This window comes from Hoylesella loescheii DSM 19665 = JCM 12249 = ATCC 15930 (assembly GCF_000378085.1).
GTDB lineage: Bacteria > Bacteroidota > Bacteroidia > Bacteroidales > Bacteroidaceae > Prevotella > Prevotella loescheii.
On sequence record NZ_KB899214.1, the window covers coordinates 18467 to 40081 of the forward strand.

Sequence of the window (21615 nt, forward strand, 5' to 3'; positions counted from 1 at the left end):
TCACCCATTATTTTCTTTGATAAAGACTTGGTTTATATTATAAACTTATTTATCTTTGCAGTGGAAATAGTTCCTAAAAGGTTCGTTCCAATATTTTTTTTTGCCATATAGTTTATAATATAAACTTATTTATTCGTTAATATATAGCTGCTCGGCCGAAGCTTGTTAGACGAAGATGGCGTTCAATAAATGTGTAACTTTAAAAATCATGAGTAATGGAAGAGAAGAAAATTACTGAGCAAGAGAGTTTAGAACTCATAGCTCGGATGATTGAGTCGACGAAAGAAAACCTCGAAGTAGGCCGCGGAAACCGATTTCTCTATTTTGGTTATTTCGCATTCGTTCTAAGTATAGTGGTGTTCGCCTGTGTTAAGTTAACCCATAACAATCAGTTTTCAGGACTGTGGTGGCTCATGTTTGTGTGTTGGGGCATTGTGTCGTGGAAGTCTAAAAAGCCAAGGGTGGTTACCTATACAGACCGTGCACTTAATAGCGTTTGGATGGTTGTGGGGTTGATGTTCTGCTTTTCTACTGTGTATTTGATGGCTTCAGCCTTCATTACCCGTAATACCGACATGTCGCTTATGATGCCCTTCTCACTCTTGTTTGTGAGTGTTGGTACCTCGATGACTGGCGTAATTGTTCGTAATCATGTCATAACCTATCTGCCATTGGTTTCTGCAATCGTCTCGTTCTACATGCTAAACAGCTTTCTATTTGGCCACCCTTGCGTGTGGTGGCATTTGCTTTTTGGTTTCGCTTCGGTGTTCAATATGATTATACCAGGCCATTTGCTTAACGTGAAAACGTGTAAATGATGTTCAGAGAGTTAGACCCGTTGTTGCATTCGCAACTTCGACTGGCCGTAGTCTCTTTGCTCGTGGGACTTGATGAGGCCGACTTCGTTTACTTGAAAGAGAAAACCGAAGCCACGGCGGGTAATCTGAGTGTGCAGATAGACAAGTTAAGCCAAGCAGGATATATTGAAGTGGAGAAGGGCTTTGAAGGCAAACGCCCACGAACGGTTTGCCGAATAACCGCCCAAGGACGAACGGCTTTTGCCGAATATGTTGACGCATTGAAAGATTATATACGTAAGTAACAGTCACATAAGATAAAAAATGCAAGTTGCATGGCATTGTCTAGGCCATCAACTTGCACTTTTTTTATAGGCGATAATTGTTCTTCTCGCCATAGATTAACATCACCTTAGTGTCAATTTCACATTTTGTTCAATACGCTTTTCAGCGGCATTGATGCTTATTCAGTGGTTCTGTCGCAGTTTTCAAGCGTCTTTTCCACGTATTTATCGAACGCTTTACTAACGTCGAGCATCCATCTTGGAAGCTTGTTTTTGGCGTCTTCCACCAGTTCTTCGGGCATATACTTATAATGTGCGTATGCAATTGGACCAGCGATGGCCGCAAGCGTGTCGGCATCTCCACCCAAAGCGATGGCCAGTTTGATGCAGTCTGCATAGTCGTTGCTTTCTAAAAAGCAAATCAACGCTGCTGGAACGGTTTCTTGGCATGTTTCGTCGAAGCGATAATTGCGCTGAATTTCCTTGTACGAACGTCCTGTCCATTGTGGATAGTAGACATCTAACACATTTTCGCGGATAAAGGTTTTGTCCTTATTTTCCTTGCCATAGAATATGGCTAAGGCTGTGGCCACGGCTCCTTTTATACCCTCGGGATGGTTGTGGGTTGGCATGGCGGTGCGTGTGGCTAGGTCTATGCACTCGCTAGGTGTCATTGCCATAAATCCCGCAGCCGATACGCGCATGGCGCTACCATTGCCAAACGAATTGTAGGCTGGTGTAACTTGGGGTAGATGTATCCATTGATTGAAACGCCCGCCATAGCCTCGCCCCTTCTCCATGCGGCATCTTGACCAAAGCGTAGTGGCCATGTCGGTGCTGTTTAGCAACGCTTCGGCGCACGCGAAGGTGCAAACCGTGTCGTCGGTATATGTGCTATGGGATGTCAGAAGTTGCACATCATCGTAATTCTTTGTGCGATTGTCAAATTCGTAAGGCATGCCGGCGATGTCGCCAACAGCTGCACTGATAAGTAGGTCTTTCATTTCGTTTGGTTTATTATTGATTTGAGTATGTGAGTTTTTAGTTTAAGCGTTTATGAGTTTTAGCGAGGGCACGATTGAATGATGAGCATTCTAAGTTATGGCTTTTGAAGGATGAAGAGGCAGAAGAAGTCATATACTCACAAATTTATGAATTTATCGACCCCTATAATCCTAAACTTATGAATTCATAAACTTGTGATCACACGAACCCACAAGCTTGCCAACCCACGAACTGATAAACTCACAAACTTAAATGATTAAAATTCTAGTCTAAATCCCTTCTGTTTTAAATCATCGTAACTTTCTTTATTAAACCGGTAGAGACGTGCTTCGCGTTTTGGGGTAGGTCTTACGGTCTCGTCGAGTGGCGTTAGGATGTTGAAATGGAGCATTTTTTTCGAGAAGTTGCCACGGTCGAAATGCACATCAAGAATGGCTTCGTAGAGATTTTGTAGCTGTCGCATGGTGAACTTCTCGGGTAGTAACTCGAATCCAATGGGTTGAAAATGGATGCGTTCGCGCAGACGTTTCAGCGCATCGCGAAGTATCACATCGTGGTCGAAAGCCAGCTGCGGCACTTCGTCTATGGCAAACCATTGCGCCTTATTGGCATCATCACCAGCTTCCACCTCTTGTATGCGCACCAGCGCGAAGAAAGCTACTGTGATAACCCTTTCGCGTGGATCGCGGTTAGGGTCGCTGTATGTATGAAACTGTTGCACATAAGTTCCCTTCAATGCGGTTTCTTCTTCCAGTTCGCGAAGCGCACCTTCCTCGCACGATTCGTCCATCTTAACGAACCCGCCAGGGAATGCCCATCTGCCTTTGTATGGCTCAAGACCGCGCTCAACGAGCAAAACTTTGAGTTTTCCACCATCAAAACCGAAGATAACACAATCGGTTGTAACCGATGGGTGTGGGTATTTGTACGAATACTTTTTCTCTTCCATAAACGTATCTTGTGTAAAAATTACACCGTAAAGTTACGCTTTTGTTTTCGTCTAACCAAATAAATGATGTATAATTTACACGAGATAAGAAAAAAGACATAAAATAATTACGCAAGTTTGGGATAAGAGATGTTCTCTATGTCAACTGACATGTAGCGCTAGTTGGCGAGACTGCTACTCGTTTTTTATCTAATCTTGCTCAAGAAGGCATCGTATCTTATCCCCAATTCACGTAGCGTTTGACACTTGCTTGGCATTAACTAGGCGGTTCATTCCACAGCCTACCATCGCCACCAATTCACTCTTCCTACCTCCAAACGCCATTTTTCACACCTCACTTGATAAACCCTAGTAGTGAGCTTTTTCAGTTCTCGCCTTGTTACAGCTAAGTTGGACTCCTGTTCCAGATAAGTTGGAACAGCGTTCCAATTCAACTGGAACAGCAGTCCAATTCAACTGGAACAGCGGTCCAAAACATGTTTAATACGGCGATTAATGTAATCAAGCATCATCAGGGCTTAGAAGGCGCATTTGCGGAGCTATGAAAATGCGAACAACAGAATGGCTAATTGGTGAGTTTGGGATAAGAAATCATGCTCTCTGAACAAGATTGGAAGGTAAATAAATGGCTTTCTTGCCAACTGGCACTACGCGACAGAAGGCATTCCCAAAAAGTGGTAACACAGCAGGTGTTTTTTTATTGAGTTTTAATAATATGGCTGTTGTTGGAGAAAAGAAATGTGGTTTGTTTGTAAGGAACATTTGTCTTAGTGGAAGAGGATGTGCTTGTTCCCAGTGTTATAGTACTTAGAAAAGTGCTTTTTCTCGTGAAAAGGTGCGAAATGAGCAGGTTTTTACTTATATTTGCAACTTAAAAGCACTGATATGCACTGCACGCAAACGATAGGAAAAGAGAGTAATGGATTGTTTGATCCAGACGAATTGCCGTCGCCACAAGAAATGGCAGAAGACGGTAAGCCGTGGTGTGCCGTGCGTTTGTTTTCGCTACGGCTGAACGAAGCGCTTTCTTACTTTGCCAATGCAGGTCTAACGTGCTTCGTACCGATGGAGTGGAGTGAGAAGAAAACGAATGAAAATGATGGTAAACCTGTTTTTAAGCCTGTTGTTTTCAACCTTGTGTTCGTTAAGAAAGACCAGGACGAGGCGGCTTTGCGACACATCTTCACCAACGCCCGCTTTAAACTTTCGGTGATAAAGAAAGATAAGGTGACAGGCACTTACTACGAAATACCATCTAAGCAGATGCTCGACTTCATGTTGATGTGCAGTCCTGAAATTGAGATGCGTAAGTTTTTGTCGGCTACAGAGGCCAAACTGAAGAGTGGTACGCCCGTGATGGTGAAGCACGGACCGCTAAAAGGACTTACAGGAAGATTGGTGCGCAGCAGCAAGAAGTATTTTTTGCTGAAAGAAGTGCCCGAAATGGGCGTGATGATTAAGGTTAGCCGATGGTGTTGTGTGCCCATCGAGCAAGAATAAAAGGAAAACGATTATGGACTTTGATTTTGCACTTAGGATTTTCATCGCTGGTATGTTGGGCGGTGCTATTGGGCTAGAACGCGAATATCGTGCGAAAGAGGCCGGGTTTAGAACCCACTTTTTGGTGTCGCTGGGCAGTGCTCTCTTCATGATATTGTCGCACTCGGGCTTTGATTTCATTTTGCAAGATGGCAACAATGTGTCGCTCGACCCATCGCGTATCGCCTCGCAGGTGGTGACTGGAATAGGCTTTATAGGTGCGGGCATCATTATTTTTCAGAAGCAAGTGGTGCACGGACTAACCACCGCAGCAGGTCTTTGGGTTACATCGGCCATCGGTTTGACGTGTGGTTCGGGTATGTATGTCTTGGCCACTTCGGCCACGGTGATGGTGCTTATCTGCCTAGAAGCCCTGCATTTGATATTGCGCAAGATAGGAACACGCCACATTGTGCTAACCATTTCGGCACCAACGCGCAACGATATCAAAGCTGTGCTGCACGACATGAAGGCTAAGAACATCAATATCGTTAGCTACGAGATGCAAGAAAAGGCTGTGGGCGAGGGTAAACACTTGCTAGTGGCAACCATCGCCTTGAAACTTAAAAAGAAAGTTTATGATAACTATCTGCTCCAATTCATGGAGGAATACGAGGGAGTGGACATCAACAAGATAGAATAAGGAGAAGAAACGATGAATAGTTTTGCCGACTTGATGCACAGCAGACGCAGTTGCCGCAAGTTTACCGATGAGAAAATAGATGCCGATGCCTTGAGCATGGTACTGAATGCCGCCCTCCTTTCGCCTTCGGCCAAAAATAGAAGGTCGTGGCATTTTGTGGTTGTGGAAGACAAGGCCACACTTGAAAAACTGTCGGAATGTAAGGAATCGGGTGCGGCTTTGCTGAGAGATGCAGCCGTGGCTGTGGTTGTTGTGGGTAATGTTACCGAGAACGACTGCTGGATTGAAGACTGTTCGATAGCGACTTTATCCATGCAGTTACAGGCTGAAGACTTGGGATTGGGCAGCTGTTGGGTGCAGGTGCGTAATCGCGGTCTGAATAGTGGCGAGCGCGGAACAGACATTGTACGCGGTATTTTGAACATACCCGAGGGGCTTGATACGCTTTGCATCCTTGCGTTGGGGCATAAGGCGAACGAATTGCCAATGAAAAACGACGATGATGCGCGCTGGGAACAGGTGCATGTGGGCAGTTTCTAACAGGGTATGGGCAAGATTCAAGACATAAAAATCGTACTGCTTGGGGCGGGGAACCTTGCCACTAGTCTTGGCATAGCTTTGCAACAGGCTGGATTTAACGTGTTGCAGGTGTATAGCCGAACACAGATGGCTGCCGAAACGTTGGCTGCGCGATTGGGCGCAACGGCCACGCACGGTCTAGAAAGTCTTTCTGCCGATGCCGATGTGTACTTATTGGCCTTGAAAGACGATGCTTTGGCAAGTGTGCTTCCGCAAGTTTGTCGGCTGAATCCTCATGCCGTGTATGCTCATACGGCAGGAAGTGTGCCCATGAACGTGTTTGAAGGTTTGGCCAAAAACTATGGTGTATTTTATCCCTTGCAAACATTTTCGAAACAAAAGCCGATGGATTTCGCTTCCATACCTTGCTTGATAGAGGGGGCAAACGAGTTTTCGGAAGACGTTTTGCTGCAAATTGCGCGGGCTTTGAGCCACGATGTGCGCTTAACTACTAGTGCCGACCGTCGCGTAGTTCATTTGGCGGCAGTGTTTGGTTGCAATTTCGTGAACCTATGCTATTCGCTTGCCAACGAAACGCTGAAGCGTAGAGGACTGGACTTTGAATTGCTGTTGCCGCTGATAGACGAAACGGCAGCCAAGGTGCATCGCTTATCGCCGAAGGAAGCACAAACTGGGCCTGCGGTTAGAATGGATAAGGCGGTAATGGAACGGCAAATGAGCCTTATCGACGATGCCGAAGAACGTCGACTTTACGAGCTAATGAGTGAAATGATACATAAGCTGGCAAATACATAACACAATGATAAACTATGACTTACAACGTATACGCGCCATTGTCTTCGATGTAGACGGCGTGCTTTCGGCATCTACCATCACGCTTTCTGCCGATGGCGAACCACTGCGTACAGTGAATATCAAGGATGGTTATGCCATTCAGTTTGCCCAAAAGGTGGGTTTGCGCATCTGCATCATCACTGGCGGCGACACCAAAGCCGTGCGTAAGCGGTTTGAAGGACTTGGTGTTGAAGACATTTACATGAAGGCTGGCGTGAAGTTGCTGGCTTATGAGGACTTTAAAACGCGTTATGGCTATGCAGACGATGAGCTGATGTTTGTTGGTGACGATATTCCCGACTACGAGGTGATGTCTCGTTGTGGTTGCGCATGCTGTCCGGCCGACGCTTGCGACGACATTAAGTCTATCAGTCGTTATGTGGCCACATGCGCAGGCGGTATGGGTTGCGGCCGAGAAGTTATCGAGCAAACCCTGCGCGCAAAGGGATTGTGGATGAAAGACGCAAAGGCCTTTGGCTGGTAAACAGTGAATAAGTACGAAAAAGATGAAACACAGATTGGTTTTGGCGAGCAATTCGCCGAGAAGAAAAGAATTATTGCGTGGCTTAGGCATCGATTTTGAGGTGCGACTGATAGGTGACATTGACGAGAGTTATCCCAACGACTTGCCCGCAAACGAAGTTCCTGTGCACATTTCGAAAGCGAAGGCTGCAGCATACATGGACACTATGACCGAGAATGAGGTGATATTGACTGCCGATACTGTTGTGGTGTGCGATGGTGAGATACTGGGTAAGCCGCATGATGCCGAAGATGCACGCCGTATGTTGGGCTTGTTGAGTGGCAAAAGCCATGAGGTGATAACGGGTGTTACATTGTCTACGCTTCAATGGCAACGTAGTTTCGCCGTAACAACGGTGGTTTGGTTTAAGGAATTAAGTGCCGACGAAATTAGCTTTTATGTAGACAACTATCGCCCCTTTGACAAGGCTGGAGCGTATGGTATTCAAGAGTGGATTGGATATGTAGGCGTTCAGCGCATCGAAGGTAGCTACTTCAACGTGATGGGCTTACCCGTGCAGCGCATTTACGAAGAATTGAAGGGGTATTTCGACTTTCTACATCCCTTCGAAGTGTAAGTTCGTGGGGTTGGTAAGTTGATGAGTGCATGAGTTGGTGAGTTGGAAGGCTCATGAGTTGGTGTTTTGACTAACTTATAGCCGATTGAGTTAACGGGTTAAAGAGTATTGTTTTTTTTGTCCGTTTTAAATCTTCTGCCCATCGTTTACACCATACCCAAACAGCGCGAAGTCGGCTTTAAGTGGGTCGTTAGGAAACACCTTGGCCATCTCGGCTGTTAGTTTCTTGGCGATAGACATGGAGGTAGACTTGCTTTTGAGCAGTTTGAGACGATGCGCTTGTGTCAGAACATGTGTGTCTAGCGGCATAATGAGGGTTCGTTTGTCGATGGTGTCTTTCCAAATGCCTAGGTCTACGGGCGAGTTATCACGCACCATCCACCGCAGAAACATGCAAATGCGCTTGCAAGCGGAGCGTGCATTGATGGGAACGATACCTTCTTGACCATGTTTGGCAAAGTATTTGCAAATTGCTATTACAGCCGTTTCGGCATCGTTAGTGGCTGTTGCCTGTATGTATTGGTGCAGGGTGTGATGCTCGGAGAATAGTTTTTGCAGCGTTTTAAGGAAACTATTCATCATTTTTTTTGTGTATAGGCGGTAGTAGCAGTCGTCGGTTGACGGTATGTCTTGTTCAAACAGTCCGCTTTTCACCCAGTTATAAGGTTCGCCTTGCGAGCGTTCCAACATGAAACTTACCTTAGGAAAGAATTGTTTTCGGCTTCCATAGCTTAGGTTTGCTGCAATGAAGGCCATCGTTTCTTGGTTGTTCGCGCCCTGAACAAGGTGCATAAAGCGTGCAGGGTCATTCTTTAAGAATGCTTCCGTTTCATAACGCGTGGCGTATTCTTTTAGTAATGCCTTTGTCTTTGTATTCATATTTGTTGCTGCTTTCTATATTTATTTTTGCCTTGTTCTGACTTAAAGTCGCTAATCTGTTATGCCAAAACGATACACCGTTACGCGAGTTCGGGATAATGCACAATCGTTATACCTTCTGTCGTGTAGCACTAGTTGGTGAGATAGCCATTTCTTTACCAGTCCAATCTTGTTCGGAGGGCGCATGGTTTCTTTTCCCAAACTCGCCAGTTAGCCATTCCATCGTTCGCATTTTCATCGTTCAGGGAATGCGCCTCCTAAGCCCCGATGATGCATTATTACATTAACCGCCGTGTTAAACATGTTTTGGACGCCTGTTCCATGTTATCTGGAATGCTGTTCCAGTTAAGCTGGAACACTGTTCCAACTTATCTGGAACAGGAGTCCAACTTAGCTGTACCAAAGCGAGAGCTTAAAAAGCTCACTGCAAAGGCTTATCGGGTGAGGTGTGGAAGATGGCGTTTGGAGGTCGGCAGAGTGAGTTGTTGGTGGTGATAGGCTCTGGATTGAACAGCCAAGATAGTGCCAAGCTAGTACAAAACGTTACGTGAATTCGGGATAAGATGCGATACCTTGTTGAGTAAGATTAGATAAAAAACGAATAACTACCTCGCCAACTAGCGCTACGCGACAGTTGACATAGCGAACATCTATTATCTCGAACTCGTATACTGTTACATATAGGGATGTGTATTTGGAGTGTGCATCGTGTTGGCGCGAATAAGTAAGTTGCGTAAAAAAGAGGATGTGACAGCCTGTGCACATCCTCTTTCATTTTGTTGCTTAACGGCCAATGACCAAGCGATGAAGCCTGAATGGGCCACGCCTAATTAGCAAACCTTGCGCGAACCGTTGCCAATAACCACGTTGTAAACGGCGGGTTCGTGTTTGTATTTGGCAGCATATTTCTGCTTAGCGTCTGCTATAAACTTGTCGTAAAGTTCGTCTTTAACGAGGTTAATGGTGCAACCGCCGAAGCCACCACCCATGATACGGCTACCAGTAACACCGTTTTCCTTGGCCAGTTCGTTCAGATAGTCTAGTTCTTCGCACGAAACCTCGTACTCTTTGCTTAGTCCCTCGTGCGTTTCGTACATCTTCTTGCCTACGGTTTCGTAGTCGCCAGCGTTCAAAGCATCGCAAACGGCCAGCACGCGGTCTTTCTCTCCAAGTACGAAATGTGCGCGTTTGAAGTCTTCTTCCGAAACATTGGCCTTCACTGCATCCAGTTCTTGCCAGTCGGCATCACGCAAAGTATCGAACTTCTTTTCGGGGAACTTAGCGTTGAGGGCTGCTACTACGTTCTCACAGCTCTTTCTGCGGTGGTTGTAAGCAGAGGAAGCAAGTTCGTGTTTCACTTTTGAGTCGAGCAAAACGAGCTTGTAACCTTGGGGATTGAAAGGGAAATACTCGAACTCTCTCGACCTGCAATCGAGTCGCATGAGCTTTCCTTCTTGTCCGAATACGCTTGCAAACTGGTCCATAATGCCACACATCACACCGCAATAGTTGTGTTCGGTGGCCTGTCCTGCAAGCACCATATCCCATTTAGACACCTTGTTGTCGCCAAAGAGATCGTTTAGGGCGAAGGCAAAGCAGCTTTCGAGCGCAGCCGATGATGACATTCCTGCTCCGAGAGGCACATCGCCCGAGAAGGCGGTGTTAAAGCCTTTGACGTTTACACCCAGCTTTTTCATCTCTTGGATGATGCCGTAGATGTAGCGTGCCCAGCTTGCGCGTGGACCATTGGGGTCGTCTACCTTAAACTCTACGCGGTCTTTTAGGTCGATAGAGTAGCACATCACCGTGTCGGTTCCATTGGGGCGTACTTCGGCCATAATGCCTTTGTCTACCGCTCCAGGGAAAACGAACCCGCCATTATAGTCGGTATGTTCGCCAATAAGGTTGATACGTCCGGGTGATGCGTATATGTTGCCAGTCTTTCCGTCGAAGTGCTTGATGAAGCGACTTCTTACATGTTCTATATCCATCATGTTGTTGTGTTTTAGGTTAATGATGTATGGAATTTGTTTAATACTTAATTGTTTCGCGTTTAGCGTGTGATTAATCCACGCGAATATCCTTGTTCACGTTCTTGCTGCCGATAACGGCATAGAAAAGGATATAGACCAAGCCGATGAGCGGAATGGAGTAGGAGATGAGGTAGCCTGCGTTGTCGGCAATGAAGTTTGTACTAGAGGTAGCACACCACCACCAACGACCATCATCATGAAGATGCCCGAGGCTGCGGCAGAATATTTGCCAAGTCCTTCGGTGGCCAAGTTGAAGATGCTAGACCACATAACCGAGGTACATAGACCACAAAGTACCAGCAAGAGAGCTGCTACGGGTACCGTAACAAGCTGGAACGACGAGCCAGTAAATACGGGCATAGACATCGTTGTGCTCTTACCCAGAATCATGGCCAATAGTATAAGGAAGATGCCAAAGCTTGCCGTGGCGATCATCATGGCCTTACTAGAAATCTTATCGGCGATAAATCCAGCCGAGAAGCGGCCTACAAGCATGAGAAACCAATAAGTACCAGCCACAAATCCACCAATCTTAACGGCCGTTGCAGGGTCAAGTCCACCGCCATTAGCACTTGTATCAGAGAGGTAGAAGTTCAAAGTGCCGGGTATTCCCACTTCAACACCCACGTAAATAAAGATGGAGATGGCGCCAAGAACAAAGTGGCGGAATGCCCACGGACTTCTTTCATACACCGTTTCGGCCGTAGTCTTACCCATTTCGGGGTCGGCGATGGGGATAAAGAGTAGTGCAACGAAGGCTGCAGCAAACACACCCATGGCGATATAGAGCACAAGGTTGATGTCTACCAATGTGGTTTTGGCTGTCACCGAACCAATAAGCGCACCCACGAGCATAGGGGTGAGGGTTCCGGCAAGTGAGTTAAGCGTTCCACCTACAAGGTTTAGCTGGTTGCCACGGTTGCCACCGCCACCCAAAAGGTTAAGCATGGGGTTTACAACGGTGTTGAGCGTACAAACAGAGAAACCCGAGATGAAGGCGCCGAGCAGGTAAACCGAAAAGCCTGCAACCTTTTCTCCAACACCGCCAGCAAGGAATTGCACCATCACACCCACGAAACCCAGAGCGATACCAACAAGGGCCGTGCGCTTGTAGCCAATTTTCGAAAGCAGCTTACCTGCTGGGATACCCATAAAGAGGTAGGCCAAGAAGTTCATTGCGTTGCCAAGCATACCCACGGTATTGGCGCTATCGCCTTGGAAAGCACTTTTCCAGATGATGCCAATGGGTGCGGCGAGGTTTGTCACGAATGAAATCATTGCATAGAGGAACATCATTGTGACAATGGCTACTATGCTTCCACTTTTTGCTTGTTTATTTTCCATTTTAGCTTTAGTAATTAATGCTTTTAGTTATGGCTTGTCTTCAAAAGACGCTCTGCCTGTATTAGTACCGCGCCTGTTAGGGCGTTGTCGGCATGTGGCAAGCTTTTTGCGTGCTGTTTTCTCTGCTTCTCGTTGGCTTATATAATATGGAGAGATGGCAGAAAGGCAAACGGTTGCTTGTCAAAGGCATTGCAGGTGCATTTCAAGAGTGGGCCTAATGATATGAATGTTTTATGCTATTGTTCCGAATTTATAAATCGTCTTCTGCTTATATTGTTCGCCAGGGTTGAGTACCACCGAAGGGAAGTAGGGGTGATTGGGCGAATCGGGGAAGTGTTGAGCCTCAAAACAGATACCGCTTCTTCGTGGGAAGGTAGCCCCATGTTGTCCCTTGTAGCCGTCTGCCCAGTTGTCGGTGTAGAGTTGTACACCAGGTTCGGTGGTATAAACTTCCATTGTGCGACCCGTTGTTGGTTCCATTATTCGTGCTGCGAAACTTAATTCGCCCTCTTCACGCTTGTTAAGCACAAAGCAGTGGTCGTAACCTGCACCATTTTTAATTTGTTCGTGGTCGGCATCGATGTCTTGTCCGATGGTCTTAGGCGTTCTAAAGTCGAACGGTGTGTCTTTTACGAAGCGTATTTCACCAGTGGGGATGCTCACTTCGTCTATGGGAAGGTAATAGTCGGCATTGATTTCACACTCCAAATTCTCAATGCTTGGTGTGGGATTGGCGATGCCCGCCAATGAGAAAAATCCGTGACTAGTAAGGTTGATGACTGTTTTCTTGTTTGTTTTGGCCATGTATTCGATTACCAATTCGTTGTCGTTGCTGAACGTATAGATAACCGTTGTTTTTAGTTCACCCGAAAAACCCTCTTCGCCGTATGCGCTGGTGTAGTTCAGTACAAGGGTGTTGTCGTTCATTTGCAGTGCGTCCCACACCTTGGCGTTAAATCCTTTCTTACCGCCGTGTAGCGAATTGGGGCCGTTATTGATGGGTAGGCTATATTCTTTGCCGTGTAATTGAAACTTGCCTTTGGCAATTCTGTTGCCATATCTGCCCACGAGGGTCGAGAGATAGGGTTCAGGCGAATTCACAACGTCTTGTATGTTGTCGTGTCCTTGTATCACATTGGCCAGATTTCCGTGTTTGTCGGGAACCATAATGGCCACAAGCGCCCCGCCATAGTTGGTTATGGCCACTTCGTTACCAACCTCGTTGCGGAGAATATACAAATCGGTTTCTTTGCCGTCGATGCGAGTCTGAAAGTCTTCGCGTTTCAGCCCGCATACGTTTTGTACCTTATCTGTGTTCGTCATAAAAGAAAGTTTTTAGTTATACTTTGTTGCAAAGTAAACGAAAAAAAATGAATACAACAAATATTAATATATTAAAAGCGGTGGTTTCCTGTTAAAAATGTTCAACAGAAGACTCCACCGCTTTCTTTTTGATAATATATGGTTTGTTATTGATAAGTTTGTGCGTGCTTTTAAGGGTTTGAAGTAGATTTTGCTTTCTTCTCTGGCATGCTTCATTTAGTTTTTTCTGAGCACATTTTAAGATTTGAAAGCAAATCAGCCACCACATAACTACTGCCTCCAACGAAGATGAAATCGTCTTTCTCAGCATCGCTTAGTGCGGCCTTGTAGGCTGCATACACGTTATTATATATAGTGCCTTGCAGTGCATTATTTGCAGCCTTTTGCGCCACCACCTCACTAGGTACGGCCCGATGTGTGCTTGCTTGTGTGAAATAAAAGGTGGCATCTTTGGGTAGAAGTGTAAGGACGGTGTCTAAGTCCTTGTCGTCTACCATACCGAAAACCATTCTGAGTGTGCGGTAGCTTTGTGCACGAATTTGCGAGCTAAGATATTGCCAGCCTGCAACGTTGTGACCAGTGTCGCAAACTACTGTGGGTGCGTGACTCAAGGTCTGCCATCTGCCTTGCAAACCTGTTGATCGACATACTGTGCCCATTCCCTTTGCCACCTCTTTGGCGGTTATGCCAAAGCCCATGGCCTGTAACTGCCGAGCTGCAGTTAAGATGGTGTTGGCATTGTGGTACTGGTAGTCGCCACCTAGTTCAAAAACGATGTCGCCAAAGCTGTGTGTTTGCAGACTCATGCCACCCTCGTTGCGGTGTTGCCACTGCAAAACTTCGGGATTTTGCTCTGCCCAAACAACAGGTGCATGCTGTTCTTTCGCTGTGTTTTCAAACACTTGGCGTGTCTCCACAGTGGTTTCGCCCACCACTACGGGAGTATTTGGCTTGATTATACCTGCTTTTTCGACGGCAATTTGAGCCAACGTGTCACCCAGGAAGCCAGTATGGTCTAAGCTGATGTTGGTGATGACCGAGAGAATGGGGCTAATGATGTTGGTGCAATCGAGCCTACCGCCCAAGCCCACTTCGATAACTGCAACGTCAACATGGCTTTCGGCAAAATAACTGAAAGCCATGGCGGTGGTTAATTCGAAGAACGAGGGATGCAGAGGCTCAAAAAACGCGCGGTGTTTGGCCACGAAATCGACAACGTAGGATTCTGAAAGCGGCTCTCCGTTTATGCGAATGCGCTCTCGGAAGTCGACTAGATGTGGCGAAGTGTATAGACCTACGCGATAGCCGCATGCTTGCAAGATGGTGGCAAGTGTATGTGAGGTGGACCCCTTGCCGTTTGTACCAGCCACGTGGATGCTCTTGAAGGTGCGATGGGGCATCCCTAAGTAGGCATCTAGCGCAAGTGAGTTATCCAAACCCTCCTTATATGCAGAAGCACCCACATGTTCGAAAACAGGGGTGCTATTGTAAAGGTACTGAATTGTTTCCTGATAGTTCATCAGTTAAAGTAATTCTTGAATTTCTGAAATATCGTTTGCTTGGTGGCTCTGTCGCCTTTGAAGTTGTCGCTTTGGGCTAATTTCTCCAAGCTGGCTTTCTCCTCGTTAGATAGCGTTTTGGGAACATACACGCTGAGGTTAACGATGAGGTCGCCAACGCCTGGTCCGTAGCCTTGAACAGAAGGCAAACCTTTACCCCGAAGGCGTAATGCTGTGCCAGGTTGTGTGCCTGGTGCAACCTTCATGCGCACCTTACCACCATCTACCAATGGTATTTCGAGGTTTCCGCCCAATGCTGCAGTGGGGAAATCCAACAGCTCATTATATATAAGGTCGTTGCCGTCGCGAACGAATGTGTCGTTAGGCTCTTCCTCGATATACACTTGTATGTCGCCTGTTATTCCGTTTCGTTTTCCTGCATTGCCTTTACCTGGTACGTTCACCACCATTCCCTCGGCCACGCCAGCAGGAATTTTAATCTCCACTACCTCTTCGCCCTTGGTTATACCAGTGCCGTTACACGTATGGCAAGGGTTCTTAATGACTGTTCCTTCACCGTGGCATGTGGGGCATTCGCTTTGCGTTTGCATCATGCCGAGCATGGTTCTAACGGTCTTGGTTACAATTCCCTGTCCGTGACATGTAGGACAAGTCTCCGTTCCGCTACCCGATTCTGCACCTGTTCCGTGGCAGTGGGTACACGTCACGTCTTTCTTTAACTTAAACTTCTTAGTGATACCCGTAGCAATTTCTTGTAGGGTGAGGCGTACTTTCAGGCGCAAGTCGCTACCCCTAAATTGTGCATGCTGCCTTGTTCTTGATCCCCCGCCGAAGCCTGAGAAACCAGAAAAGCCGCCATGTCCACCAAAGATGTCGCCGAACATGGAGAAAATATCGTCCATATCCATGCTAGCGCCCCCACCAAAGCCACCGAAACCACCCATGCCAGCAGGTCCATCGAAGCCAAATTGGTCGTATTGCTTGCGCTTATTTGGGTCGTGCAGCACGTCGTAAGCCTCGGCAGCCTCCTTAAACTTCTCTTCGGCAGCCTTGTCATCGGGGTTCTTGTCGGGGTGGTACTTGATGGCGAGTTTGCGATATGCCTTTTTTATCTCGTCTTCCGAAGCGTTTTTATCAACGCCCAGCACTTCATAATAGTCTCTTTTTGCCATTTTCTTTCCTTTCCAGCCCCGTCAGTTATTGTCCAACCGCCACTTTGGCATGCCTTATCACCTTATCGTTAAGGGTATATCCCGTTTGTACGCAGTCGATGATCTTGCCTTTCTTGTCGTCGCCCATGCCAGGAACCATGGCCACAGCCTCGTGGTAATCGACGTCGAAGTCTTTGTCTTCAACCTCTATCTTCTTCACGCCCATACCTTCGAGCGTGCTGAGCAACTTCTTGTAAATCAGTTCCCAACCTTCTTCCACGGCGTCTACGCACTCTTGCTTGTGAGCGTTTTCTATGGCTCTTTCCATGTCGTCGATGATGGGGAGTATGGCCGTGATAGCCTTTTCGCCACCATTGAGAATGAGTTCGGTTTTTTCTTTCAGCGTGCGACGCTTGAAATTCTCGAATTCAGCCACAGTACGCAGATACTTGTCTTTCAGCTCTTCGAGTTGTTGAGCAAGGTTTTCTTCCACCGTTTGGGTTTCCTCTTCGGTCTGTTCCTGCTGTTCTTGTGGTTCGTTGGTCTCTTCTTGAGTCGTATCTTGGTTTAGGTCAACAGCCTCCTCGTTATTGTCGAGGTTGCTGTTGGCCTTCTTTTCCATGTTTTCTTCTGTCATTTTGTTGTTCATTCCAAATGCGTATTTGTTTGTTTACTGCTTTTATTGTATTCTGTAAGTAACCTAGCAAATACCTTGCCAACCTGTTTTAGACGTTATACATTTTAGCCCTTTGCTCCTTAATGGCAGGATCGTAGATGTAATCGTCGTAGCTCATCAACTTGTCGATGGTGCCGTTGGGCGTTAGTTCGATGATGCGGTCGGCAACCGATTGTATGAATTGGTGGTCGTGGCTGGCAAAAAGAATGTTGCCCTTAAAGCCAACGAGGTTGTTGTTAAAGGCCTGGATGCTTTCCAAGTCGAGGTGGTTGGTGGGGGTGTCGAGTATCAGGCAGTTGGCATTTTTCATTTGCATGCGTGCAATCATACAGCGCATTTTCTCGCCTCCCGATAGCACGTTCACCTCTTTCAGTACGTCTTCGCCCGAGAAAAGCATTCGTCCAAGGTAGCTTTTCATCACAACCTCGTTACCCGGACCATATTGGCTAAGCCAGTCTACGAGGTTAAGTTTGCTGTCGAAGAATGCCGTATTGTCTAGCGGAAGATAGGCTGTGGTGATGGTTACACCCCACTTGTAGGTGCCTGCTTCGGCTTCGCGGTTGCCGTTGATAATCTCGAAGAGTGCCGTCATAGCTTTGGGATTGTGGCTAAGGAATACCACCTTTTGCCCTTTCTCCACATTGAACGACACGTTATCAAACAAAACGTTACCTTCGTTATCGGTTGCTTTGAGGCCTTCTACCTCTAATATCTGGTTGCCAGGTTCGCGTTCCATCTGGAAAATTATGCCAGGATACTTGCGACTCGAAGGTCTGATCTCTTCAACGTTAAGCTTTTCGAGCATCTTTTTACGCGAAGTGGTTTGCCTACTCTTTGCCACATTGGCAGAGAAGCGACGAATAAACTCCTCCAATTCCTTTCGTTTCTCTTCGGCCTTTTGCTTCTGGTTCTGCGCTTGACGCAAAGCCAGCTGCGAACTTTCGTACCAGAACGAATAGTTACCCGAGAAAATGGTTACCTTACCAAAGTCAATGTCCACCGTTTGCGTACTAACCGCGTCGAGGAAGTGGCGGTCGTGACTAACAACAAGTACCGTTTGCTCCACGTTTCCTAAGTATTCTTCGAGCCAGTTCACCGTGTCGAGGTCCAAGTCGTTAGTAGGCTCGTCCAGCAATAGGTTGTCGGGGTTACCAAAGAGTGCCTTAGCCAGCATCACGCGCACCTTTTCGTTATTCGATAGGTCGCTCATTTGCTTATAGTGCAAGGCATCTGGCACACCTAGATTGCTCAACATCTGAGCCGCATCGCTTTCGGCTTCCCAGCCATTCATCTCTGCAAACTTCTCTTCCAACACGGCAGCGCGGTTGCCGTCTTCTTCAGTCATTTCCTCTTTAGCATATAGTGCCTCGCGTTCCTTCATGTTCTTCCACAGCTTTTCATGGCCCATCAGAACGGTGTCGATAACGCGATATTCGTCAAATTTAAAGTGATCTTGATCCAAAACCGAAAGACGCTCGCCCGGTCCCAGCTCTACTGTACCCTTATTGGGTTCCAGTTCGCCGCTGATAGCTTTGAGAAGGGTAGACTTACCCGCCCCATTGGCACCGATAATGCCATAGATATTGCCCGAGGTGAACTTCATATTCACATCTTTGTAGAGCACTCGCTTACCGAATTGAATAGCAAGATTTGTAACAGTTATCATTCTCTTTTATCTTGATTTGTAATTATGTACAACCTGAATGTGTGTTGTTTGCCGACCAAATTTTCGGATACAACCCTGCAAAGGTAGTGGTTTTCATTGGATTATGCAAATTAACGTGCTGTTGTAAGCTTATCTGTCGTATTTTTCTTGGCTGTTGATGCTAAGGTGTTATGATGTATTGTGTCACTTTAAAGCCTAGTATGCATCGTGTTGTAGAATTGGGGGGATGTTAGTGTTGTTTGGTAACACCTCTTGTTAATATTTGGGAAGAGTAAGATGTTTTTGACCATTTCCCAGAGCGATAATTGTGCTTATCTAGCCGTTAAGTTCATGTTAGAAGCAAATAGGAGCATAAATTTTAGTGGCCAAGTTGAGTTAAAAAATCGGAAAAGACGTAGGGCCTAGCGCTTTTTTGTATACCTTTGCGAAATAATTCACACTTAAATAAAACAAATCTTATATGAAAAAAGCATTATCGCGCATTTTTATTGCAGCTATCTGCATGTTGAGCACAATGCCTGCAATGGCTCAGTTTAATCTTAAAAAGGCTGTCGGCGGTGCAGCAAAAGCTGTGAAAGCAGTTACTTTGAGTGATGCCGACGTGATAAATTACGTCAAGGAATACATCGATTGGATGGACAAACACAATCAGGTTTGCTCCGACGATAACCCCTACGCCATTCGTTTGAAGAAGCTTACGGCAGGACTGACCAACGTTGAAGGCATTCCTTTGAACTTCAAAGTTTATTATGTTGTCGACGTAAACGCCTTTGCTTGTGCTGATGGTAGTGTTCGTGTATTCTCTTCTTTGATGGATATCATGACCGACGAAGAGTTGCTCGGTGTTATCGGACACGAAATTGGCCACGTTGCTCATAAGGATTCAAAGAACGGATTCCGTACTGCCTTGCTTACTTCGGCGTTAAAAGATGGCGTATCTTCAACCAATGGTAAGGCTGCAGCACTCACCGACTCGCAGTTAGGCGACCTTGGCGAAGCTTTGTTGAATGCTACATATTCGCAAAAACAAGAAAGTAATGCAGACGCTTACGGCTATGAATTCTTGAAGAAAAACAACAAGAATCCTTGGGCAATTGCCTTGTCGTTCGAGAAACTGAAGAAACTTGAAGAGGATGCAGGCTACAAGAAGGACAGCAAATGGAAGCGCATGTTCTCTTCTCATCCTGATCTCGACAAGCGTATTAAGACTATGAGCGAGCGCGCACAAAAAGACGGGTTTACACGTCCAGAAAACAAAATGCCTGAGAAACCAGCCGAGCAGAAGGTTGTAAAAGGAAAGAAGAAATAACACTCGTTTAATAGCAGTGTGTTAATAGCCCTTTGCAGACTATTGCCTGATTTCTAAGAAACTTTGCATCAATCTCGATAGGACCTTAGACACACAGCTTAAGTTGTTTTGGATTCATCGAACTCACGTTAATTAGAATTAATGCTTCTTCATTGAACATTTTGTACGCTAAACAAGGAAAAATATGGACTGCTACACGGAAATAGTTAGTCCTCTAAAGTTGTAATAAAAATCCCCGAAACATGCATTTCGGGGATTTTTGTTTGTCAGATGGGAAATCTTAGAAAATAAGATAGCAGACATTAGAATATCTACTCTTCCTTCCTTATTTCTTCTTTTTAAATATCAAATTTATCAAGAATAAAACAACAATAGCTCCAATAGCTCCTGTCAAGATAGAACCAATCCAGCCGTCTCCAAGTGAGATCTTAAGCACACTTCCTAAAAGCCAAGAGCCCACGCCACTTCCAAGAATACCAACAATGATGTTTCCGATAAGTCCTAATCCACTACCTTTGTAGATAATTCCTCCTAACCATCCAGCGATGGCTCCAATAATAAGTGTTGCAATAATACCCATAATATTAATAAATTAAATTTAGAACACAAATATAAGAATTATTATCTAAGGAAACAAATAAAAATTATTATCGTTGTCCGATAAAACTTAAATAGCGACATAAATTTCCTTGTGGGATAGCCTTAAAAAAGGAGTTCCGGATTATTTGTTGAAAAGCCATGCCCCCTGATTAAAGAAGTCAAGTCCTTTTGGTGGTTCATTTGCTCTTTCTGCCATTATTATGAGTTCATTATTCTGTGGATTTTCATAAATGAGATGATATCGGTATAATACACTGGTGTAAGCCTTAACATTGTTACTGGCTGAGAGAAAGACGCGTGTCTTTTTATCATTCTGGGGATGAAAGTGCAGAGTAGATTAGCAATGAGCACACCCATGTTTGTATTTGTATGACATTTACACTGTCACTATATAAGAAATCTGGATAACAAACATTGATGTTATTTGATACAAATAAGCAGCTCGTAAGTACTGACTTGTTTCCAGTAAATGCGTTTCCAACTGTTGTCGCATAAGCCATTTATGTTAATTTGTAATATATTTTGACCGTTCTTTAACACGATGAGTGCCTGTCTGGCTCATCACACAAACATCTCCCTCCAAATAATCTATTCTCGTGAAGGTTAAGCGGGCAGAAAGGTTGTCTATCTAGTACAGAGATCTGGCTACGCTATTTTCGCTTAATTCTGAGAAAGGTAAACTGCTTTGACAACACGGCAACTTGTTAACTAACCATCTTATTGCGGTCAGCCACTTACTCAGAACAGATCATTAAGGCTCTGTTTTAAGGACTTACGGCCTGTGTTTTACGTGTTGGACGGATGTTACATGTAAGTTGGAACACTGTTCCATATCATCTGGACTGTTGTTCCACATCATCTGGAACATGGTTACATCTTAGCGAGAACAACTCGTTTAGCGTAAAACATGCGTGCAAAAGAAAATGAAAGATGGACAAAACTATCAGTAAATGGGAGGGAGTTTGAATGATAAAAACGATGAATAGACAAGGTGATGACTACGAGATAAAGGGATAAAGGTTGTGGAAAATTGAGGAAAAAGTGCAAAGAAAGTGATGCCAAATGCGGTGGCTAATTAATGATTACAATAGAATAATACAGACAATCAAGTCTGTTTTCTAACCCACCAATGCATCTTTTTTCATCGTTAAAGCATTGAAAACGAAGATAAAGGTTTCTAGAAGAGGTGGAAACGGAAAGCGTGTTTTGTAAATATAATTTACTTGACTTAACAGGGCGGAAGGTGCGAATACTTTATTTATCCCGAACTATGATAAACGGGAGTGGTTTAGAAGGCTGATTCAAGCAAGCACGAGTGCTCCAAACGGCTTTCGTCTAGGCAAAAAAGAAACCGCCGACGATATTGCCAGCGGTTCAATTTGTTATTGTTTGCTTGTGCCTTAGTAAGGCTAGCACATTGCAT

The 21615-nt window shown here is 45.5% G+C and carries 20 protein-coding genes and 1 pseudogene; 10 read left to right on the forward strand and 11 right to left on the reverse strand.

Annotation, left to right across the window (positions count from 1 at the left end):
* The first annotated feature begins 215 nt into the window (after positions 1-215).
* Together F453_RS0106265 and F453_RS0106270 are read left to right on the forward strand one after the other, a co-directional pair.
* Entirely contained in the window at positions 216-818 is a 603-nt protein-coding gene (locus F453_RS0106265; protein WP_018967259.1) for a hypothetical protein, read from the forward strand.
* Positions 818-1102: a winged helix-turn-helix domain-containing protein gene (locus F453_RS0106270; protein WP_025790047.1), complete on the forward strand. Its 285-nt coding sequence runs from the start codon at positions 818-820 to the stop codon at positions 1100-1102. The genes F453_RS0106265 and F453_RS0106270 overlap by 1 nt, the downstream gene beginning before the upstream one ends.
* A gap of 158 nt (positions 1103-1260) precedes the next feature.
* Here the strand turns inward: F453_RS0106270 and F453_RS0106275 are convergent, their stop codons facing one another.
* A complete protein-coding gene (locus F453_RS0106275; protein ID WP_018967260.1) occupies positions 1261-2085 on the reverse strand; it encodes an ADP-ribosylglycohydrolase family protein in 825 nt (274 codons plus the stop codon).
* A gap of 257 nt (positions 2086-2342) precedes the next feature.
* A complete protein-coding gene (locus F453_RS0106280; RefSeq protein WP_018967261.1) occupies positions 2343-3035 on the reverse strand; it encodes an NUDIX hydrolase in 693 nt (230 codons plus the stop codon).
* An 885-nt stretch (positions 3036-3920) separates the two neighbouring features.
* Between F453_RS0106280 and F453_RS0106285 the strand changes: the two genes are divergently transcribed.
* The 6 genes from F453_RS0106285 to F453_RS0106310 are packed head-to-tail and all read left to right on the forward strand — an operon-like array spanning position 3921 to position 7691.
* Positions 3921-4535 carry a UpxY family transcription antiterminator gene (locus F453_RS0106285; RefSeq protein WP_009235917.1) on the forward strand — a complete coding sequence of 205 codons (615 nt, stop codon included), beginning with the start codon at positions 3921-3923 and terminating at the stop codon, positions 4533-4535.
* Positions 4536-4548: 13 nt separating this feature from the next.
* Positions 4549-5217, forward strand: coding sequence for an MgtC/SapB family protein (locus tag F453_RS0106290; protein ID WP_009235916.1), 669 nt, complete (start codon positions 4549-4551; stop codon positions 5215-5217).
* Positions 5218-5229: 12 nt separating this feature from the next.
* A complete protein-coding gene (locus F453_RS0106295; protein WP_009235915.1) occupies positions 5230-5757 on the forward strand; it encodes a nitroreductase family protein in 528 nt (175 codons plus the stop codon).
* 6 nt (positions 5758-5763) lie between these two features.
* Positions 5764-6552 (forward strand): Rossmann-like and DUF2520 domain-containing protein, encoded by a 789-nt coding sequence (locus F453_RS0106300; protein WP_009235914.1) that lies wholly within the window; start codon positions 5764-5766, stop codon positions 6550-6552.
* A 4-nt stretch (positions 6553-6556) separates the two neighbouring features.
* Positions 6557-7075, forward strand: a complete 519-nt coding sequence (locus tag F453_RS0106305; RefSeq protein ID WP_018967264.1) for a KdsC family phosphatase — start codon at positions 6557-6559, stop codon at positions 7073-7075.
* A 22-nt stretch (positions 7076-7097) separates the two neighbouring features.
* Positions 7098-7691 carry a Maf-like protein gene (locus F453_RS0106310; protein WP_018967265.1) on the forward strand — a complete coding sequence of 198 codons (594 nt, stop codon included), beginning with the start codon at positions 7098-7100 and terminating at the stop codon, positions 7689-7691.
* 126 nt (positions 7692-7817) lie between these two features.
* Here the strand turns inward: F453_RS0106310 and F453_RS0106315 are convergent, their stop codons facing one another.
* On the reverse strand, positions 7818-8570 hold the full coding sequence (locus tag F453_RS0106315) for a TIGR02757 family protein (RefSeq protein ID WP_018967266.1): 753 nt from the start codon (positions 8568-8570) through the stop codon (positions 7818-7820).
* Positions 8571-8837: 267 nt separating this feature from the next.
* Here F453_RS0106315 and F453_RS16155 point away from each other — a divergent pair, with 267 nt between their 5' ends.
* Positions 8838-9065, forward strand: coding sequence for a hypothetical protein (locus F453_RS16155; RefSeq protein WP_081619131.1), 228 nt, complete (start codon positions 8838-8840; stop codon positions 9063-9065).
* Between the two features lie 335 nt (positions 9066-9400).
* Here the strand turns inward: F453_RS16155 and galK are convergent, their stop codons facing one another.
* The 7 genes and pseudogenes from galK to F453_RS0106350 all read right to left on the reverse strand — a co-directional run bounded on the left by galK (position 9401) and on the right by F453_RS0106350 (position 18283).
* Positions 9401-10561, reverse strand: coding sequence for a galactokinase (gene galK, locus F453_RS0106320; RefSeq protein WP_018967267.1), 1161 nt, complete (start codon positions 10559-10561; stop codon positions 9401-9403).
* Positions 10562-10634: 73 nt separating this feature from the next.
* Positions 10635-11947, reverse strand: a pseudogene (locus tag F453_RS14565) (MFS transporter).
* A gap of 231 nt (positions 11948-12178) precedes the next feature.
* Positions 12179-13270 carry an aldose epimerase family protein gene (locus tag F453_RS0106330; RefSeq protein ID WP_018967269.1) on the reverse strand — a complete coding sequence of 364 codons (1092 nt, stop codon included), beginning with the start codon at positions 13268-13270 and terminating at the stop codon, positions 12179-12181.
* 212 nt (positions 13271-13482) lie between these two features.
* The gene (locus tag F453_RS0106335) at positions 13483-14790 is read right to left on the reverse strand and encodes a bifunctional folylpolyglutamate synthase/dihydrofolate synthase (protein ID WP_018967270.1); all 1308 of its coding nucleotides are present in this window, start codon (positions 14788-14790) and stop codon (positions 13483-13485) included.
* Positions 14790-15962 (reverse strand): molecular chaperone DnaJ, encoded by a 1173-nt coding sequence (gene dnaJ / locus F453_RS0106340; protein WP_018967271.1) that lies wholly within the window; start codon positions 15960-15962, stop codon positions 14790-14792. Before dnaJ ends, F453_RS0106335 begins: the two co-directional genes overlap by 1 nt.
* 25 nt (positions 15963-15987) lie before the next feature.
* A complete protein-coding gene (locus F453_RS0106345; RefSeq protein ID WP_018967272.1) occupies positions 15988-16590 on the reverse strand; it encodes a nucleotide exchange factor GrpE in 603 nt (200 codons plus the stop codon).
* A 76-nt stretch (positions 16591-16666) separates the two neighbouring features.
* Positions 16667-18283, reverse strand: coding sequence for an ABC-F family ATP-binding cassette domain-containing protein (locus tag F453_RS0106350; RefSeq protein ID WP_018967273.1), 1617 nt, complete (start codon positions 18281-18283; stop codon positions 16667-16669).
* Between the two features lie 460 nt (positions 18284-18743).
* Between F453_RS0106350 and F453_RS0106355 the strand changes: the two genes are divergently transcribed.
* On the forward strand, positions 18744-19592 hold the full coding sequence (locus tag F453_RS0106355; RefSeq protein WP_018967274.1) for a M48 family metallopeptidase: 849 nt from the start codon (positions 18744-18746) through the stop codon (positions 19590-19592).
* Positions 19593-19917: 325 nt separating this feature from the next.
* Here the strand turns inward: F453_RS0106355 and F453_RS0106360 are convergent, their stop codons facing one another.
* Positions 19918-20172 (reverse strand): GlsB/YeaQ/YmgE family stress response membrane protein, encoded by a 255-nt coding sequence (locus F453_RS0106360; RefSeq protein WP_018967275.1) that lies wholly within the window; start codon positions 20170-20172, stop codon positions 19918-19920.
* Positions 20173-21615 lie beyond the last annotated feature (1443 nt).

Excerpts from the sequence above, each read along its gene's own strand:
- F453_RS0106330 (WP_018967269.1), bottom strand. The coding sequence starts at position 13,270 with ATGACGAACACAGATAAGGTACAAAACGTATGCGGGCTGAAACGCGAA.
- F453_RS0106355 (WP_018967274.1), top strand. The coding sequence starts at position 18,744 with ATGAAAAAAGCATTATCGCGCATTTTTATTGCAGCTATCTGCATGTTG.
- F453_RS0106360 (WP_018967275.1), bottom strand. The coding sequence starts at position 20,172 with ATGGGTATTATTGCAACACTTATTATTGGAGCCATCGCTGGATGGTTA.
- F453_RS0106310 (WP_018967265.1), top strand. The coding sequence starts at position 7,098 with ATGAAACACAGATTGGTTTTGGCGAGCAATTCGCCGAGAAGAAAAGAA.
- F453_RS0106300 (WP_009235914.1), top strand. The coding sequence starts at position 5,764 with ATGGGCAAGATTCAAGACATAAAAATCGTACTGCTTGGGGCGGGGAAC.
- F453_RS0106290 (WP_009235916.1), top strand. The coding sequence starts at position 4,549 with ATGGACTTTGATTTTGCACTTAGGATTTTCATCGCTGGTATGTTGGGC.
- F453_RS0106280 (WP_018967261.1), bottom strand. The coding sequence starts at position 3,035 with ATGGAAGAGAAAAAGTATTCGTACAAATACCCACACCCATCGGTTACA.
- F453_RS0106285 (WP_009235917.1), top strand. The coding sequence starts at position 3,921 with ATGCACTGCACGCAAACGATAGGAAAAGAGAGTAATGGATTGTTTGAT.
- F453_RS0106295 (WP_009235915.1), top strand. The coding sequence starts at position 5,230 with ATGAATAGTTTTGCCGACTTGATGCACAGCAGACGCAGTTGCCGCAAG.
- F453_RS16155 (WP_081619131.1), top strand. The coding sequence starts at position 8,838 with ATGATGCATTATTACATTAACCGCCGTGTTAAACATGTTTTGGACGCC.
- F453_RS0106275 (WP_018967260.1), bottom strand. The coding sequence starts at position 2,085 with ATGAAAGACCTACTTATCAGTGCAGCTGTTGGCGACATCGCCGGCATG.
- dnaJ (WP_018967271.1), bottom strand. The coding sequence starts at position 15,962 with ATGGCAAAAAGAGACTATTATGAAGTGCTGGGCGTTGATAAAAACGCT.
- F453_RS0106265 (WP_018967259.1), top strand. The coding sequence starts at position 216 with ATGGAAGAGAAGAAAATTACTGAGCAAGAGAGTTTAGAACTCATAGCT.
- galK (WP_018967267.1), bottom strand. The coding sequence starts at position 10,561 with ATGGATATAGAACATGTAAGAAGTCGCTTCATCAAGCACTTCGACGGA.
- F453_RS0106270 (WP_025790047.1), top strand. The coding sequence starts at position 818 with ATGTTCAGAGAGTTAGACCCGTTGTTGCATTCGCAACTTCGACTGGCC.
- F453_RS0106335 (WP_018967270.1), bottom strand. The coding sequence starts at position 14,790 with ATGAACTATCAGGAAACAATTCAGTACCTTTACAATAGCACCCCTGTT.
- F453_RS0106315 (WP_018967266.1), bottom strand. The coding sequence starts at position 8,570 with ATGAATACAAAGACAAAGGCATTACTAAAAGAATACGCCACGCGTTAT.
- F453_RS0106345 (WP_018967272.1), bottom strand. The coding sequence starts at position 16,590 with ATGAACAACAAAATGACAGAAGAAAACATGGAAAAGAAGGCCAACAGC.
- F453_RS0106350 (WP_018967273.1), bottom strand. The coding sequence starts at position 18,283 with ATGATAACTGTTACAAATCTTGCTATTCAATTCGGTAAGCGAGTGCTC.
- F453_RS0106305 (WP_018967264.1), top strand. The coding sequence starts at position 6,557 with ATGATAAACTATGACTTACAACGTATACGCGCCATTGTCTTCGATGTA.